The following is an 18480-nucleotide window of genomic DNA, read 5'->3' on the forward strand; positions in this document are numbered from 1 at the left end:
GTGAAAATTACGCTATTTTTTTAAATTATCCTTAAAATCATCAATCCTGAAATCAGTCATCGCATTTCCTTTTTCTATTTTTTCCTTTGAATACAGCCTGAAATCATTTTCTGTCTTTTCTAAAAGATGATCATAAGGTCCTACATGTGAGATCAGTTTAACCAGTACCGGGGATATTTCAAGGCAGATGAAGAGTCCCATGATAAAGGCTGCTGCCAGTCCTATGATCGCTGAGTTTTTTCCAAGCTCGTCCAGGGCCTGAAGTCGCGCTGCAAATCCGTTGAATTTATCTTCAAAAGTTTCGGAAGACTTTCTTTCGGTTTCCAGGTTGGTATAGACTTTGGAAATTTCTTTATCTAAATATTCCAGCCTTGGACCATTTTGCTTTTGAAAGTTTTCAAGGTCCTGGCGGCGTTGCTCCTTCAGTTCCTGCTTACGTTTTGCATTAGGCCCGTAGCCTTCTTTTCCACTGGTCAGTCCGGATTGTTTTCCGAGGATTTCTTTCTCAAGCTCCACAGCAGCGGAATCATATGCTCTTTGGTACTGAATGGTTTTTTCAGCGATCTGTTTCTTTTCTGCCTCAAAAGGGCCGCTCTGTTGCAGAATCCTGCCGCTCATTTCACCCTGAAGCTGTTTTTTGTTTCTCTGGATAATGGTGTTCAGCTGCTTATTAACTTCTTTCTCAAAAATTTTAAGCTCAAGTGGTTTTGAAATAATAATTCCAAGGAATGTAGCCAGAATCAGACGGGGAATAGCCATAAGAATCTGGTTCCACCATGTGCCTGTTTTTTTGATAGAGGAGACAATGTAACGGTCAAGATTGAAGATCATGAGTCCCCAGAGGATCCCAAATCCCACGGAAGTCCATATATTATCAAATACAGTATACATGGCATAGCCTGCAGAAAGGGTAGCAAATACAGCGGTGAATAAGACAATACCTCCGATTCCGGAAAATTTATTCCACTCGCTTGGGGTTTTTCGTAAAATATGAATATTTCCTCCGGAGCATACCATAAGAAACTTCTGGAACCAGTTTATTTTGTGATTCGTTTGATTTATAGATTGTTGGTTTGTTTTCATCAGTGAAAATTTGTACAAATGTAGTACTAAAAATCATACCAATGTAAAAGATAGTATTATGTTTTGCCAAGTAATTGGGTATTTTAATTTAATATCTTGTCTTTCAGTTTTTTAAATTTCAAAAGAATCGGGAATTTGAATTTTATATTTTTTATAAATTTAGTTTATCGTTTTATTAAATAATATTTATATTTGCAGCGAATTAATCAAAATATATTTGTAAAATGAATAAAATAAGTATTCTTTCCCTTCTTTTTTTGTTTTTTAATTCTTTTGCGCAAAACACGGAACATTTCTGTGGTTTTGATGAAGAAATGCGAAAAATGGACATCAAATTTCCTGAATTAAAGAAAAACAGAGAAGAGGTAGAAGCAAGGTTAAGAAATATGGACAAGCAGTCTTTTCTTAACAAAGTGGGCGGAACTACTGGTTGGAACGGCTTGTATACAGGGCAGACTTTTGAAATCCCGATTGTAGTACACGTTATTGAATCGAGTGCGGCAGCTAATTCAAACCTGGCTCTGACGGATCAGGAGATCATCAATTGGATCGACAGAGCTAATAGAATGTACGCAACTACTTATGGTAACGGATTTTATCCTGAAGGTAACGGAGCTACAGGAGGAAATGTTATTCCTTTCAAGCTGGTACTGGCTAAGAGAGCCCCGAATTGTGAAGCTACCAACGGAATTATAAGATATAACGGGAGTACCATTCCTCTATATGATACAAGAGGGGTAAAGTCTTCAGCTTCCGGTAACGGAGCAAGTGACAGCCAGATTAAAACGTTGGCACCACACTGGCCTGAAACGTCTTATTTCAATATTTATATCGTTATTGGATTTAATGGGCAACAACAGTTTTCAGACGGTTTGATGGGATATGCAAGATTCCCTGAAAGTTACGATTACTTTTATGAAAGCTTCATGAAGGTGGCTACGGTTAAAAACCAGCATGATACAACACTTACTCACGAGTTGGGCCACGCTTTTGGTCTATATCATACTTTTGAGGGTATTAATTATACCAGTCAGACGACATGCCCTGTGAATAATAACTGTGCGACAGATGGCGACAGAGTATGTGATACCTCTCCATCCAGAAGTATGTATGGAGTAGCAGTTCCAAACAATACAAGTGTTGATCCCTGCACAAGCCAAAATTATGACGGAACACAATATAATGTGATGAACTATACCAATTCTAACCGCAAGTTTACTGAAGGACAAAGGGACAGAGCAATTATGTTGATGATGGAGTATAGAAAAAACCTGATCAATTCTACAGCAGGACAGGCTCCGGGAACAGTTATAACATCTCCGGTTTCAATTATTGCGGCACAGTGTAACCCAACAGGAATTGCCAATCCGTCTAATAATAATTTTGGAATAGGAGCTACAAGAGTACAGTTTGGAAGTATAAACAGTACCACCAACGGATATGATTCTGATGAAACAACTCCTAAATTCTATGATGATTATTCTGCAGCCACGTGTATCAGACCGGCCTATTATACAGATATTCCTTCTTCTGCAGGTACAGAATTAAAGGTTACGTATGATAATGGATTTAACCAGGCGGATAAGTTTAAAACAAAAGTATGGATTGACTATAACAATAACGGAACATTTGAGGATACGGAACTGGTTGTTAATAATTTATCAGCAACTGTTGCATCCGGAGGAAGAAGAGTTGTGACTGTAAGTGTTACTCCTCCTGCTACTGCAGTTACCAATACCTATTTAAGAATGAGGGTTGCTGTGGATGCAGCGACATATAATTCGGCCGTTCTTCCGGATATTACTCCATGTTCGCAGGTTCAGTACGGGCAGGTGGAAGACTATGCAGTAAGGATAACAGGAGCATTAGCAACTGCCGATATAAAAAATAATACCGCTGAATCTAAAATTGTTTATCTCAAATCTGAAAATAAACTGAAGTTAACCGGTAATGCAATTTTTGGAGATTATCAGATCTATGATATGAGCGGTAAGCTCATCCAGAAAGGAAACGTTAAAACTAACGAGGTCCAGATTGAAAGAGCTCTTCCAAAAGGAACATTTATGATCACCTTTACGGATAAAAATAAAAAAGAATCAAAGAAGTTTTTAAATAATTAAAATCAGAATTTTTTGAAGAATGAAAGCCCCTTGACTGGGGCTTTTTTTGTTCGTTAAATATGGGGAAAAATACGTCAGGTTGTGTCGCTTTGCCTGAATACCTTTGTCTTGCTGAGGTAAAAAATGGAAAATACACCAACCAGTGATATTATATATATTAAATCTCAACAAAGAGATTTGTGGTATGTTAAAAAAGGTTAAATTTACCGTGGAAATTATAAAAACTAATCTTAAAAATAAAAAAACATAACAGATGAAGAAATTCTACGCTGGTGCATGTACTTTATGCACGCTTGTTGGGCTGTCTGCCCAGGAAGTATTATGGCAGAAAGATATCAAATCTTCTACCCAGGATTTTCTAAGCCAGGTAACCACAACTATTGATCAGCAGTATCTGATAACCGGAAGTTCTATTCAGACAGGTTCCCTTCGAGAGCCTGAGGGAACAGGAAAGCAGAATAACGGTTATGATTTCCATTTAGTTAAGCTTAACCAGCAAGGGGAGCAGGTCTGGGAAAAATATTTCTCAGGACAAAATCACGATTATCTTTCTGCTTCCGTTGCCACGCAGGAAGGAGGATTTTTAATTGCAGGACCTTCCTATTCCGGGAAAGGTCTGGATAAAAAAGAAGATTCCAAAGGCGGTTCTGATATCTGGCTGATCAGACTGAATGAATTCGGAGATGAATTATGGCAGAAAACTTTAGGATCAGCATCTGATGAGGAAGCAAGATCGGTTATCCAAACTACAGATTTTGGATTTTTTGTCGCCGGGAATGTTCAGAATTCAGCTAAAGGCTATGGATCAAAAGATGTTTTGATTGTAAAGCTTGATAAAGATGGCAAAATTGTGTCAGAATCCGTATTTGGAGGAAAAGGACTTGATGAAGTTGAAAAAATAATTCCAACCAGAGATGGCGGTGCTTTATTGGGGATCTATTCCAGAAGTAATGCTGTACAAAGTAAAATGTCTAATGTACAAAGTACAGGCAGCGCCAATACACCCGACACCCGACATTTTATTTCTGTACAAAAATCTTCAGATAACTTCGGTGAAGGCGATTACTGGATTGTAAAACTTGATAAATCCGGAAAGGTAGAATGGGAAAAGAACTTTGGAGGAAAAGGAGATGATCATCTGAGAACACTGGCTTTAACATCAGCAGGATATTTAATCGCTGGAGAATCCAGATCCGAACGATCAGGGAATAAATCGGTTGGAATTGAAGAGGGAACGGACCTGTGGCTGATTTCCTTAAATGAAAGAGGTGAAGAGATCTGGCAGAAATCTTACAATTTTGGGAACCGTGATATTCTGATGGGAGCGAGCGTGCTTCATTCCGCAGATGATAAGTCTTCTAAAGGAATTCTTTTAGGCGGTTATACCCAGGCTGAAGCAAGGATTGAGGCAGAGGATGAAACCTTCTGGATGCTGTATCTGGATCAGGAGGGTAATGAGCAGTGGAGAAAACATGTGAAAGGAGAATCCAGAAAAAGAGAAGAGAGACTTTCAGATATTAAGCTGAACAGGGATGGCTCAATTATCCTTGCAGGAACCAGTGCAGAGGAATTAGGAAAAGAGAACTGGAAGATTGTGAAACTTGGAGACAGCCAGATTAATAAGCTGATTGAGAAGCAGGATATTAAAATCTATCCGAATCCGGTTTCAGAGTATGCTTATGTGGAAATAGGCTTCGAATTCAAAGAGGCTGATATTTTATTGTATGATATGGGTGGAAGACAGCTGCAGAGCTTGAAGACGAAGAATAAGGTAACGAAGATAAATACCCAGAATTTGGTTCAGGGGGCTTATCTGGTTACGATAAAGACGGATAATAATAAAACGGCGAATGCTAAACTCATAAAAAAGTAAAATGATGAAAAAACTTATTATATTTTCTGTTGTATTAGCATACTCGTTTGGGTATTCCCAATCAGTAAACACAGGTGATAGTAAATACAATTTAACTATAAAATCTCCCGATGCGGCCCAGTTGTCAAAGCATACAGATATACCAACCTCTACTCATACGGGAGCAGTGGGTATTGATATTCCTTTATATACGATCAAGGTAGGAGATTATACTTTACCCATTTCTTTAAAATATCATGCTTCAGGAGTTAAGGTTAAAGAAACCGCTTCAAAAGTGGGTCTTGGATGGTCGCTCTCAGTTGGAGGTATTTCACTTTCCAAACAAATTATGGGTGCAGAAGACAAAGGGAAAGTTCCATATATCAACCCTGTGAGTTTTAATCCTGTTCCTGGTAACCCTACCGATTATGATCTTGCTATGAGGGCTACAGGATTTAATGGATTAACAAAATATGATACCCAGCCGGATATTTATTCATACTCTGCAGGCAGTTCCTCAGGTGAGTTTTATTTTGACAGTGCGGGTAAAATTATTCAGATCCCATATAATACGGTAAAAATAGAAGGTTCATTTATGGTTACTGATAACGAAGGGGTAAAATATTATTTCATCCCAGGGAATCAGATTCGGAATATAGGAGGTTCGATACCCTCTCCTGATGATACACATACTACAGATTTTGTGATTTCTAAAATTGTGCTTACCTCCGGAAAAGAAATTAAATTCAATTATTCAAATATAAATTACAGTTATTTAAGCAATTACTATAAAGGTATCAAAGTTCCCAGAGCATGCACTGTTCAGAACGGGATAACCAGCGAGGAATTTGTCACAAAAACAGATGTTCTTTCAGAGAATGTATTGCAAAGTATTGATTTTGAAGGAAACATCTTGAAATTTCTCTATACGGGACGCGAGGACATCAATAACGGACTCTCACTAAGTAAAGTAGAAGTAAGAACTGTAAATAATACATTGGTAGAAGATTACAGCCTGATAAAAGATTATTTTGTGAGCGGGGATTTTCCATCTATATCTGGTTACCCGTCCGAACTTCCATATACTACGAAAAGACTGAAACTAAAGGAAGTTATCAATAATAAAAACAATGCAAAATACAGACTGCAGTATTACGAAGATCATCCGTTACCGAACAGGCTTTCCAACCAGACGGATCATGTGGGCTTTTATAACGGAAAAGTTACCAATACAGGGATTCCTTATGTAGAATATGGTGATCAGCTGTATGGTAATGGGGATAACAAAAACCCTGACATTATCTATGCCATTTCAGCTAGTTTGAAGGAAATTCAATACCCCACCGGAGGGAAAATGGATATTCAGTACGAACTGGACGATTTCTATTTTGAAGGTATAGAAACACAAGTTGAGCAGAAAAATTTCATGGTTTCGAATCTGGAACCTCTGGGTAGTGTATTCAGTGTTAATGGAAATACAAACACAGTCAACTTTAAAATTACCTTTCAAAGCAGTGCCAATCCTGATGAAAGCGACCAGGGTACTCTGCCTGAGGGACCACATTTCGTGGGAGAATTGCTTGACAATAACAATACGGTTCTCAGAACCTTTCTGATTAACAAGGATTACGAAATAACAGTAGATAAAAAACCTTCCTACAAAATAAGGATCAGAAAGTCAGGGAACGTGAATGCCAGCCATTATGCCACCTTAAATGCACAATGGTTTGAGAAAACATCCCAAAACAGGCAGTATAACAAATCCGTAGGAGGGATCAGGGTTCAGAAAATAAGAAAAACAGATTCCGGTAACCTTACCCGTGAAACCGAATTCATCTATAAAGATGAGAATAACAGGTCCACGGGCGTATATATGGCTGATGATATTAATTACTCGTACATTCAGGAAATAGCTGAAAATCAGGATGCAGGAACCAGCTGTGAACAATTGGTAATAAGTAATTCAGGAAATTTCAATATTGCAACCATTAACGGAAAGCCTACGGTTTATAATAAGGTCATATCACGTATTAAAAATGTGAATAACGGAACTGAAAGCTATGAAATTATTGAAGAATATTTAAACAGATCCCACACCAATCCAAAAAACGCAAGAAGCCCGTTGTTTACCTATGCCAATAACCAGTTTGCACGTGGAGTACTGCTCAATAGAAAGTATTTTAATTTAGATAAAAAATTAGTCAAAAAGGACAGTATGACCTATGAATTTGATAATCATTTCAATCAATTTTCAAGTGATTATAATGCCGGTTTCCCCCATACTCCGATCAGACCTTACTTTATTGGGTTGAAGTCTGCAGTTTGCAGCATGTATGACATCAACGGAAACTGCCAGTCCCGAAACGCCGTTTTTTATGTTGAAAGATATGAAATTACATCTGCATGGGTTAAAAAAACAAAGACTATTTCCACCCAATATCTGGAAGATAAAAATTTCAATGAGATCACCAACTATTCCTATGATACTTCCTATAAGCACATTAATCCGCTGGTTGTTAATACCATATTTCCTGATTCTGATATACAAACCAGATATCAATATGCCTACGAGAAAAACAACACAAAGCTGATCAATGCCCATATGGTTGGAATTCCTTTAGAAACTGAAATTAAGAAAAATAACAAAACAGTTTCAAAGACGGAAACAAAGTATGACGCCCCTTTGAATCTATTTCCTAGCTCTGATCTTTCTTATGATCTTCAGACAGGAACAGCCGCATCCACCGAGGTTACTTATGATAAATATGATTCCAAAGGAAACCTCCAGCAGTACACCTCAAAAGACGGTCTTTCCACCACCATCATCTGGGGGTACAGTAACACACAGCCTATCGCCAAAATAGAAGGCGCAAAACTCTCAGATATTTCTCAAACATTAATAGACAATATTGTTAGCATATCAAATAATGATGCCCAGTTGGGAACTGATGCTTCAGAACAGGCATTAGTTTCAGCTTTGGATCTGTTCAGAAATAATGCAGCCTTATCAATCTATCAGATTAGCACCTACACTTATGATCCTTTAATCGGGGTAACCAGCATTACTCCGCCGTCCGGGATCAGAGAGGTATATGTTTACGACACTGCCAATCGACTGAAAGAAGTAAAGCAGCTGGATAAAGATGCAGCAGGAAATCCGGTATACAAAATCGTTAAAGAATACAAATACAACTACAAAAACTAAACACAGATATGAAAAAACTCATCATCCCCATCGGACTGCTGCTGATAGCTCATTCAGCTCATGCCCAGCTTACCCAGGGAGAAAACTATATCCAGTCCAAAACTTACCTGGACTACAATGGAACAACGCCTACCAAAACTTTGGAAACCGTTCAGTATTTGGATGGATTAGGCAGACCCAAACAGGTTGTTAATGTGAAAGCCTCCCCCAAAGGAAGGGATGTCGTTACCCATATAGAATATGATCAGTTTGGAAGACAGGTATTAGATTTTTTACCTGTTCCACAGGCAGGAACTCTGAATGGAGGAATTGTACCTTCTTCACTGGCCAATGCTACCCAGCCCGATATTTACGGCTCAGAAAAGATCTATTCAGAAAAAGTACTCGAAAACTCACCTTTAGACAGAATTCTGGAACAGAAACAGGTGGGAACTGCATGGACTAATAAGCCTGTTAAGTTCGAATATGGAGCTAATATAGGAAATGATGTCTATAAGTTTGTCACCACCACCATTTGGGAGAATAATGCTACAAAATCCGGCCTTAGCTTTTCTTCCGCCTATGCTGCCAATCAGTTATACAGAAACGCCGTTACAGATGAAGATGGAAATAAAACCTATGAGTATAAAAATGGTGAAGGACAGACAATCCTGGTAAGAAAAATGATCTCTGATACGGAATATGCAGATACCTATTATGTGTATAATGAATATAACCAGCTGGCATTTGTTATTCCCCCTAAGGCTGTCAATCAAACCATAACCGAAACGTTGTTGAATGATTTATGCTACCAGTACCGTTATGATGGCAGAAACCGTTTGGTAGAAAAGAAACTTCCGGGTAAGGGCTGGGAATCTATGGTGTATGACAAGCAGGACAGATTAGTCGCTACCCAGGATGCCGAATTGCGAAAAAAAGGTCAATGGCTGTACACTAAATATGATCAGTTTTCAAGAGTGATCATGACCGGAATATCTCAGGCTATGGGAAGCTCTCAGGTGGTGGGAATCTCCCGGTTAGAAGAACAGAATTATGCAGACACCAAGGGCAGCAATAATGAGATCCGGCTACCTTCTGTTTCTGTGAACTACAGCGGAATGGACGTTTATTATTCTGTCAGCTCCGGTTATCCTCAATATGATAAGGTATATAATTTCCTGAGTCTTACTTATTATGATACCTACCCGGCGGGATCACCGGCCGTTCCATCCCAGATCCTGGAACTGATGTTTTACAGGAAAATGCTCAAAATTCTACGATAAGTACAAAAGGGATGCTTACTGCCAGTTATGTAAAAAATACCGAAGCCAGTGATTATGGATGGACCAGAAACTACACGTGGTACGATATCAAAGGCCGGGTGGTAGGAACCCATTCTGTTAATCATTTGGGAGGCTACACCAAAAGAGAATCAAAACTAGATTTTTCAGGAACTCCACAAACTGTTGTTACCAAACATAAAAGGCTGGATACAGATACGGAAAGAGTGATTACTGAAACCTTTACATATGATCATCAGAACAGGCCTCTTGTCCATAAACATAAAGTGGACAGCAATCCTGAGGAAATTCTGGTGCAGAATACCTACAATGAACTTTCCCAGCTTGAATCCAAGAAAGTAGGTGGAATAGCATTAGGGTCTGCACTTCAGACCGTAGATTACAAATACAATATCAGAGGCTGGATGACTCAGATTAATGAGCCTGCCAATTTAGGAACAGATCTTTTCGGATATAAGATTAATTATAACCATGTGGAAGGTTTGGAAACTCCCAATTCAGATTTTCTTGATTTAAAAGTGAAACCAAAATATAACGGGAATATTGCAGAAGTATCCTGGAAAACCTTAACAGAAGAAAATGAGCCACTGAAAAGGTATGGTTATGTATATGATCCTTTAAACAGGTTATCAGCAGGATTCTATCAGAAAGCTGGTAATGGATCGGCAAAAGAATATTTTGAAAAACTGGATTATGACCTTAACGGAAATATCACAAGGCTGAAAAGATCTGGAGGAGTACTTCCGGGAAGTACTGTAGCATTAGGCATAGATAATCTTAGGTATGATTACACCGGAAACAGGCTGACTAAGGTTACCGACGAGCAGCAGAATCCTTCAGGATATCCTTATGTGGTTACTCCTAATACCATTGAATACGATAATGGGAGTATCAGTGGAAACGGAAATATGACCAAAAATTTAGATAAGGGAATTTCTTCCATTGAGTATAATTATTTAAATTTACCTAAGCAAATTAGCCAAAACTCAAAGGTGACTAATTATCTGTACAGAGCAGATGGAGTAAAGCTAAAGAAGCTCTTTGGAGATTTAGAGACCCATTATCTGGACGGATTTCAGTATAAATCTACGTTTCAAATTGAATCATGGGACGGGTTCGGAACTTATCATCCAGACCCCAATGAGGTTCCTGAATTAAAACTGAGAATAATTCCTACTTCTGAAGGGTATTATGATGCTCTTCTTAACAAGTATGTTTATAATTTTACAGATCACCTGGGAAATGTAAGATTAAGCTATACGGATACAAACGCAGACGGAATCATCCAGCCAAGAAGCTATAATACTTCCGTTTGTCTTCCTAAAATAGGATGTTTAGGAGAATGGAAGCCTGGTGAAATTGTAGAAGTAGATAATTATTATCCTTTTGGATTGTTACATAACTATACTGCAACGAATCAGAATGTTTATCAGTATAAATATAATGGGAAGGAATTGCAAGAGACTGGGATGTACGATTATGGGGCGAGAATGTATATGCCGGATCTGGGAAGATGGGGTGTGGTAGATCCATTGGCGGAACAATATCGTAGGTTTTCAACTTATAGCTATACTGTGAATAACCCAATAAGATTTATTGATCCCGACGGAATGCAAGTTATGGATCCTGGAGATAAATTTAAAAATCTCAGATCGGCAGCGATTGATTTTGGTAAACAATACAATGGGTTATCTATTAATTATAATGCTGAAGTTAGTACTCTTTTTTATAAAGCAGTAGATAAAAGTGGAGAAGTTTATTATAGTTACTCTATCCCTGAAATGGGTTCTCAAGGTATGACAAGTGGGATAACTCCCGATCAAGTTGCTGAAGTATCAAAATTAGGAGAGATTGTAGGTGATGGTCATACACATGCTGGAGATATGGACGTTATAAAGATGGATGGGAAAGATTATAGTTCAGCAAATCAGTTTTCAGGAAGGGATGTTAATAGTTACAAAAATACTCTATTTGATAGTAATGGTAAGAAAGAAGACAATGGCTTAGGAAAACCTGTTACAGGATATGTTGCAACTCCAGATGGAGGTTTGAGGGAATTTATTCCAGGAGTAAGTAACAATTCTAATTCTGCAAAGAAAGATGCTGCTGGAATTCCTGTGAAAAATTATGATATTCCAGTGGATAGTAGTTTACCATCAGATCCTAGTTCCAAATCTTTAAGATTAAATAATATTGCACCAACAAATATGCCGAATGTATTACCTAATGGGTTTGATCCTGAACAACCTAAAAGATATTAATTATGTTAAAAAAAGTTTTAATAGTTTTATGTTTCCTTCCTTTATGTGCTTTAGCACAAAAAAATAAAGATGGGAAGTGTAAGGATAAAAACAGAGCGAAAGATCAACTTCCGTGTAAAATTGTAGATCGTTATGGTACAGACATTATACCTGACGAAAAAATGGTTATAGAATATACAGATCTTCTTATAGGTAAAAGAGAGTTATTAGATCCTGAAAGGTCAAAGCCCTATCAAATAAGTTCAATTGCAGATAATAAGGTTTGGCATATTGTTGTAAAGAATTATAATTGCAGATATTGTAAGATTTATATTAACATTAATAAAAATACTGGAGAAATATTAAATTTCTATAAGTCCGAAGATTAAAATGCTATTGAAGTTCGTGAGCAAAAAGTCCCTGTTGCGTAAAGACTCCTGACTTTAAGCCCTCAAAAAACCTCATATCTTTGTAAAAATAGACCACTGTTTTCGCAGTGGTTTTTATTATTTAATTATGAGAAATGTTATATTTAAAGATGTAGAACACAATACTATCAAAAAAAATATTACAAATGCAACAAGAATCTAAAAAACCTAAACCCTCAGATTATTAAAATATGAAAAGATTTTTTTTGAGTTTACTTGTAATTTTATTTACGAGTTGTAATAAATCAGATCTACAGCAAAATGGTAACAATAAAGTTATTGAAACCAGATTGGACTATTATGAGCGTTGTAGACTATTAGTTTTAGAACAAAACACATTTAATCAAGATTTTGGATTTACAAAAAAAGGAAAAGAAATTGATGAGCAAGTAGTTACTTATTTGGGGAATATCACTACTCCTAAAAAGGATACTTTAAAAATTTTAAACTCTGTTCATTATACCGGTATTTATGAGGACTCCAAGAGAGGGAACGGACAAGTTTATATTTATACTGTACATAATAAGCTTTTAGGCTTTTATAATTTAGGTTCTGCAGATGCAGTACCCAGTAATATTGACGATGAAGGTTTGATTTTTAAATATAACAATGGGAGTTGTAATCAAACGACCAAAATAAGTTTGAAAGATAGTATTCCAAAACAAATATTCATACAATGTACAAAAGAAGGTGGAGATATATATAATTTAGAAACAGACTAGGAATACTATCTTTTTGCTTGTCTGAAAACAGTTAAGTTTATCGTCACTTCAAACTACTCCGTAATGAAAATATTGTTACAAATTATTTTAGGTTGTTTTCTCTTGCCTATTAATGTACATAGTCAAAGAGAAACTGAACTAAATTTAATTGCAAAAGTTACCAAAATAGACTTTACATAAATTAATTCTATGAAAAATATAGTTTTTATATTTATTTTATTTATTTACGGTTGTCAAACTAACAATGTAATTATTAGCTCAAAACCCATTCATATAACAAGGAAAATAGTCTCTTTTAAAGAAAATAAGGAAGTTAGTATATTAATAACCGAGAATAATGATATTGTAGAAGTATTTAAAGAAAGCACTTCTAAAAATTGTAAGAAAATTAAACTAGGAAAAAGGTATTCCTTAAAAATAATTCCGGTTAGTGATTTAATACAACATGGTGTTGAATCTCCCAATGAATATATTTTAAATGATTCCACCATAATTAAATACAACCATTATTATACTTTAGAGAAGGATCAAAATATCTGCATAATAAAATAATATCTTTTGTATAAGTAGATAAGAAAATATAAAGTCTGCCGCAATTGCGGCAGACTTTATATTTTATAAAAGGTTTTAACCATATTAAAAATCTCTATGAAATTCCCTAAAAATGTTGGATATAAAAAAATAAAATTTGAATGCAAAAATTTGGTATTGAAGAAAAAATAATAAAAACCGTGGTACATAAACCCCACTAACACAAGCGTTTCCCCCGCTGGCGCAAGCGTCCTCGCTTGTGCCAGCCTCTAAAATAAGCATAAAAAAATGTCCTGGTTTTTTTCTCCCGTAAGAAAATGGTAAACTTCCCTTTTTTCAGACAAATTAAAATTATTAATATATTAGTAGTCAATTACAAACTAGAATATTATGAAAAATTTTAAGAAAATTTCAAAAGAAGATTTAAAATCAATTAAAGGTGCAGCCTCGGTATGTCCAAAAAATCATTACTGGTGCTCACCTGTAGGAGGATGCATTCCTAACGAAAGAACCTGTTGCTTATAAATTCAACATGTGACTAGTCCTGAATAAACAAAACATTACAGGTTAGTAGGATAAAATTATTAATAATTTACAGGATAGCTGCCGGAATAAACCGACAGCTATCTTTGTTTTATTAGGTTCTTTTCTTTCCGGAGAAATCAGGGGCAATGAATGGTGAATGTAAGTTCAGCATTTTTAATTAAGATTAGATTTTACTTCACCCTCCCCGGATTCTGCTTCAGAAAACTCTCCCATCCGGTATAAGATTTCGTATCCGCAATAGTTCCGGAATTAAAATGATGGCATACTGCGACAGCTAAACCATCGGAGGCATCTAAATATTTGGTGGGGAATTCTTTCAGTTTCAGGAGGTTTTGCAGCATTCCGGCTACCTGTTCCTTGCTGGCATTTCCGTTTCCGGTGATGGCCATTTTGATCTTTTTGGGCGAGTATTCTGTGATGGGGATGTTCCTGTAAAGGCTTGCCGCCATCGCCACACCCTGGGCGCGGCCTAACTTAAGCATACTCTGTACGTTTTTTCCGTAGAAAGGAGCTTCAAGAGCTACTTCATCAGGATGATACTCGTCAATCAGGGCCAAGGTCTTATCAAAAATATATTTCAGCTTGGTTTCATGATTCGGGTATTTTTTCAGGATCAGTTCGTGGATGGAGACCATTTCCATTTTTCCTTTTATTACGGAAATAATACCGAAACCCATAATAGTGGTCCCCGGATCGATGCCTAAAATTATCTTCTCTGAAATCATGGTTCAAAGATACGGCATTCTGAACTTTTTTATCGGAGGAATTTTTTAAGAAAATATTCAAATTTTTGGGAAATATTTATAACTTTAAAATAAAAAGATGCTATGAAAATTCTATTTAATTTTTTTATTGTTCCCATACTGTTTCTGTGCAGTTTTCAGAAAAGTACTGCGTTGGGTGATCTTCGTAACAGGGCTTTGGGTGCTGAGGTCCGGAAAGAAAATAAGATTTTGTATTTGTTTTTTAAGGCGGATAAAGAAGCTTCCGGAAAAGACAGAATTGTTCTGCAGGAAAAGAAAATTGCTGCCGGAAAGTTGAAATTCATTCCTGCTTTCGATCGCAGTGAAGTGGAAACCGGTGATCTTATGGTGATTGTTTCAGATTCAGAGGGGAAAGAAATAGCAAAACAGCTGGTTAAAAATCCGCTTTATCCGGAAATGGAAGTGTATGAAAAAGAAGGAATCAGCAGAAAAAGAATAAATCTTCAGGATGCAGAATTCAGTGTAAGATATGTGTACTCTGAGAAGATCAGAACGGTAAAAATCGAAAAAGTAACCGAATCGGGAACAGAGCTTTTATTCACTCAAAAACTATAACCATGAAAAAAATTGTACTGGCTTTATTCATCAGCAGCTTCTGTGCTGCTCAGACATTTGAAACGGTTCCCCTTGTTCAGAATGGATCGAATGACAAACGGATTGTTATCGCGGTATTAGGCGACGGTTTTACCACAGCCCAGCAGAGTTCATTTGTTTCATCAGCGCAGTCTACTGTTAATTATCTTTTTTCAAAAAGTCCTTATACAGAATACAAAAATTACTTCAACGCCTATGCTGTGAAAGTTGTTTCCACTGCTTCCGGAGTAAAGCATCCGGGAACTGCTACGGATGTAACAGAGCCTGTAATTCCGGTTTCAAATCCTAACAATTACCTGGGATCTTCCTTTGATTTTGGGGTCCACCGTTGTATTTACAGCAGTACCACAAATAAGGTAGGTCAGGTCCTGGCAGCCAATATTCCCGATTATGATATAACCTATGTGTTGGGCAATTCTACAGAGTATGGAGGGTGTGGCGGTACTTATGCATTTGCTTCACTCAACGGATCTGCCAATGAAATTGTGGTTCATGAACTGGGGCATTCCTTTGGGAAACTGGCTGACGAGTATTGGTTTGCCGGTTCCGGAGAATCTGCCAACAAAACCCAGACTTCAAATCCCACAACCATCAAGTGGAAAAACTGGGTGGGAACCAATGGAATAGGAGTATATTCCCATGCGGAGAGTCCTTCCTGGTTTCGGCCTCACCAAAGCTGTGAGATGAGATATCTGAATCAGCAGTTCTGCTCAGTATGTAAAGAGGCAATTATTGAAAAAATTCATTCCCTGGTATCTCCGGTGGATTCCTATACGCCGGCCAATACATCAACGGTTAATGCCAATGCCAATGTAACATTTACGGTTAATGAAATCCTGCCGATCCCCAATACGCTGGTTAATTCCTGGAAACTGAACGGAACACTTCTTTCCTCTACTTCCAATTCACTCACTGTTTCCCCTTCCCAGCTGAATGTGGGAAATAATACGCTCCTCTTTTCAGTTAATGATAATAATCCGTCACTTAAGGTGAATAATCACAGTACCGTACATTTTACGAATGTCACCTGGACACTGAATAAATCTGCAAGCCTTAAAATGACTGAGGTAAAAGCAGAAGAAAGAAGATACAGCATATATCCCAACCCTTCAGACGGTGAATTTTTTATCAAAGGAAAACAGGATTTTTCGAGAAATACGAGGGTGGATTTATATGACAGTTCCGGAAAACTGATCCGCGGAAAGTATGAGCTCAAAGATCAATCAACACTCTGGGTAGACATTAAAAATCTTCCTGCAGGAACCTATTTCGTCAATGTGTACGAAAATAATGGAATGATTATTTCACAGAAAATTATCAAAGAATAATATTTAAAATTTGTCACAAAAATGCCGGCTGAAATAGCCGGCATTTGTTTTTTTATTTCAGAGCTTTTTCAGCAATCGGAACCCATCCTCCATCATACCGGAGAAGAAGAATTTTGTCAACTAGGAATTTAGTTTTGTATTCTTTTGATTGGTAAACCTCCCATGCTTTCAGAAAATTATCATAACTCAGGTCTCTGTAACCTACCGTCATATGAGGAGTAAAAGATTTCTTCCCAAAACTGAACTGGTCTCTTACCCTCTGATGAAGAAGATTCAAGTGTTCGTTAGCTTCAGGATGAACAAAGAGGACAGGATTTTCCGGGTTAGGAAAACTTCCGAAACCATTCAGTATGATTTCAAACGGCTGAATGTCCGTATCTATTTTATGAAAAGCGGTGTGGATATCGCTTTCAAGCTCCAATTGTCGGTCAAAAGGAGAAAGTAAAGTAATATGCGCATCATTATTCAATGCTTTTGAATTGTTGTAATTCAATACCATATCTTTTTTAAAGACCTTGACTTCCTCAATGATGTCCTTTGGAGGGTAGATTGCAATGAAATACATTTTTTTCATACAGCAATATAAATAAATTTTAATAAAAATTTTAATACATAAGAAAATTATGCATAGATTTGAAAGGTATAAAATAACATCAGGTGAAAAAGAACAGTCTTTACAAAGGAACACTCCAGAACATTATTTTGAAATTGCTTTCGAAAGAAATGAAAATGTACGGCTATCAGATCACCCAGCGTGCAAAAGAACTGACGGAGGGCGAGCTTGAAATGACTGAAGGGGCACTCTATCCGTTGCTGCACAAACTGGAGAACGATGGAATGATCACCTCAGAGATCCAAAAAATCAACGGCAGGGACCGTAAATACTATCTCCTGACCGAAAAAGGGAAAAAACACCAGGCTGTTCAGGAAAACGAAATGAAAAGCTATTTACTAAACCTCAATACCATTTTTAACATATGATCATTGACACACAGGAAAATCAGGTTACAGATTATCTTATTTTTCAACAACTCCCGCTGGATATTTTACTGGAAGTTAAAGACCATATGATCTCCCAGATTACAGATCTTCAGATGCGTGAACAGCTGAATTTTGAAGAGGCTTTTTTCAAAGTACAGAAATCCTGGGACGGAGAATTTAAAATGGTCAGTTATTTTTTATTTTCCGCAGTGAAGATTCCATTGATTGTTAAAAAGATAATAAAGGAAAAATTCAATTCAATGATGAAAAAATCTCTGCTGATCGGTCTTTTTTTCTTTGGAATTAACCTGCTGCTGATCTTTCTTTCAAAAAACCAGGAGGAGTACAGCTTATTTTTCAAACTGATGAACGGAATGTTCCTGCTGGCTTTGGGAACCACATGGCTTTTAAACATAAAAATCTGGAAATACCTGAGAACCGACTTTAAATACAAAGGGAAGTGCTTTTATACCTTATATCAGCAAAATATGGGACTGATGGCGGTTTGTACCATGTCTATGTTTCAGATTGTCGGAAAAAACGGACATTATGCTTTTCAGTTTTTCAGAACGCAGAATACGTCTGAAATTGCAGGAACACTCATCACACTGATCTTTCCTTTTCTTTTGCAGAGTGCCATCATTTTTACCCTGTTTAATTTCTTTGAGCACAAAAAGGCTTTGGGGAGAATGCAAAATTTTTTACAGTCACAAGCTCAATAGTAAGAACAAATATCCATTATTTAAAATGATAAAATACTGTAGAAGAGAGCGAAATTGTAAAATATCTGGCTTCAAAGAAACTGT

General features: G+C 37.0%; 16 protein-coding genes. 13 read left to right on the forward strand and 3 right to left on the reverse strand.

The features are described 5' to 3' along the window. Positions 1-12 precede the first annotated feature (12 nt). Positions 13-1083, reverse strand: coding sequence for a DUF4407 domain-containing protein (locus tag B7E04_RS00155; RefSeq protein WP_080776602.1), 1071 nt, complete (start codon positions 1081-1083; stop codon positions 13-15). A gap of 224 nt (positions 1084-1307) precedes the next feature. On the opposite strand from B7E04_RS00155, the gene B7E04_RS00160 reads away from it, so the two are divergent. From B7E04_RS00160 to B7E04_RS22720, 9 genes are all read left to right on the forward strand, one after another. Beyond that, the gene (locus tag B7E04_RS00160) at positions 1308-3203 is read left to right on the forward strand and encodes a GEVED domain-containing protein (protein WP_080776603.1); all 1896 of its coding nucleotides are present in this window, start codon (positions 1308-1310) and stop codon (positions 3201-3203) included. Positions 3204-3456: 253 nt separating this feature from the next. Further along, the gene (locus B7E04_RS00165; RefSeq protein WP_080776604.1) at positions 3457-5076 is read left to right on the forward strand and encodes a T9SS type A sorting domain-containing protein; all 1620 of its coding nucleotides are present in this window, start codon (positions 3457-3459) and stop codon (positions 5074-5076) included. Position 5077: 1 nt separating this feature from the next. Beyond that, on the forward strand, positions 5078-8260 hold the full coding sequence (locus tag B7E04_RS00170) for a hypothetical protein (protein ID WP_139785297.1): 3183 nt from the start codon (positions 5078-5080) through the stop codon (positions 8258-8260). 8 nt (positions 8261-8268) lie between these two features. Continuing rightward, a complete protein-coding gene (locus B7E04_RS00175; protein WP_080776606.1) occupies positions 8269-9522 on the forward strand; it encodes a DUF6443 domain-containing protein in 1254 nt (417 codons plus the stop codon). A gap of 11 nt (positions 9523-9533) precedes the next feature. Continuing rightward, positions 9534-11801, forward strand: coding sequence for an RHS repeat-associated core domain-containing protein (locus B7E04_RS00180; protein WP_080776607.1), 2268 nt, complete (start codon positions 9534-9536; stop codon positions 11799-11801). Between the two features lie 2 nt (positions 11802-11803). Next, on the forward strand, positions 11804-12169 hold the full coding sequence (locus B7E04_RS00185) for a hypothetical protein (protein ID WP_080776608.1): 366 nt from the start codon (positions 11804-11806) through the stop codon (positions 12167-12169). Positions 12170-12399: 230 nt separating this feature from the next. Beyond that, positions 12400-12930, forward strand: a complete 531-nt coding sequence (locus B7E04_RS00190; RefSeq protein WP_080776609.1) for a hypothetical protein — start codon at positions 12400-12402, stop codon at positions 12928-12930. Positions 12931-13119: 189 nt separating this feature from the next. Next, on the forward strand, positions 13120-13482 hold the full coding sequence (locus B7E04_RS00195) for a hypothetical protein (RefSeq protein ID WP_080776610.1): 363 nt from the start codon (positions 13120-13122) through the stop codon (positions 13480-13482). 369 nt (positions 13483-13851) lie between these two features. Beyond that, positions 13852-13986, forward strand: a complete 135-nt coding sequence (locus B7E04_RS22720) for a bacteriocin-like protein (protein WP_449384821.1) — start codon at positions 13852-13854, stop codon at positions 13984-13986. Positions 13987-14177: 191 nt separating this feature from the next. Here B7E04_RS22720 and ruvC read toward each other — a convergent pair whose 3' ends face one another. Next, positions 14178-14732, reverse strand: a complete 555-nt coding sequence (gene ruvC / locus B7E04_RS00200) for a crossover junction endodeoxyribonuclease RuvC (protein WP_062653915.1) — start codon at positions 14730-14732, stop codon at positions 14178-14180. 102 nt (positions 14733-14834) lie between these two features. Here ruvC and B7E04_RS00205 point away from each other — a divergent pair, with 102 nt between their 5' ends. After that, a complete protein-coding gene (locus B7E04_RS00205) occupies positions 14835-15326 on the forward strand; it encodes a hypothetical protein (RefSeq protein ID WP_080776611.1) in 492 nt (163 codons plus the stop codon). 2 nt (positions 15327-15328) lie between these two features. Beyond that, positions 15329-16693, forward strand: a complete 1365-nt coding sequence (locus tag B7E04_RS00210; RefSeq protein ID WP_080776612.1) for a T9SS type A sorting domain-containing protein — start codon at positions 15329-15331, stop codon at positions 16691-16693. Positions 16694-16745: 52 nt separating this feature from the next. On the opposite strand, the gene B7E04_RS00215 is transcribed toward B7E04_RS00210, so the two are convergent. Next, positions 16746-17267, reverse strand: coding sequence for a 2'-5' RNA ligase family protein (locus B7E04_RS00215; protein ID WP_080776613.1), 522 nt, complete (start codon positions 17265-17267; stop codon positions 16746-16748). Between the two features lie 83 nt (positions 17268-17350). Here B7E04_RS00215 and B7E04_RS00220 point away from each other — a divergent pair, with 83 nt between their 5' ends. Next, complete coding sequence (locus B7E04_RS00220; RefSeq protein WP_080776614.1) at positions 17351-17674, forward strand: PadR family transcriptional regulator; 324 nt, start codon at positions 17351-17353, stop codon at positions 17672-17674. Next, on the forward strand, positions 17671-18396 hold the full coding sequence (locus B7E04_RS00225) for a hypothetical protein (RefSeq protein ID WP_080776615.1): 726 nt from the start codon (positions 17671-17673) through the stop codon (positions 18394-18396). The genes B7E04_RS00220 and B7E04_RS00225 overlap by 4 nt, the downstream gene beginning before the upstream one ends. Positions 18397-18480: the final 84 nt, after the last annotated feature.

This window comes from Chryseobacterium phocaeense (assembly GCF_900169075.1).
Lineage (GTDB): Bacteria > Bacteroidota > Bacteroidia > Flavobacteriales > Weeksellaceae > Chryseobacterium > Chryseobacterium phocaeense.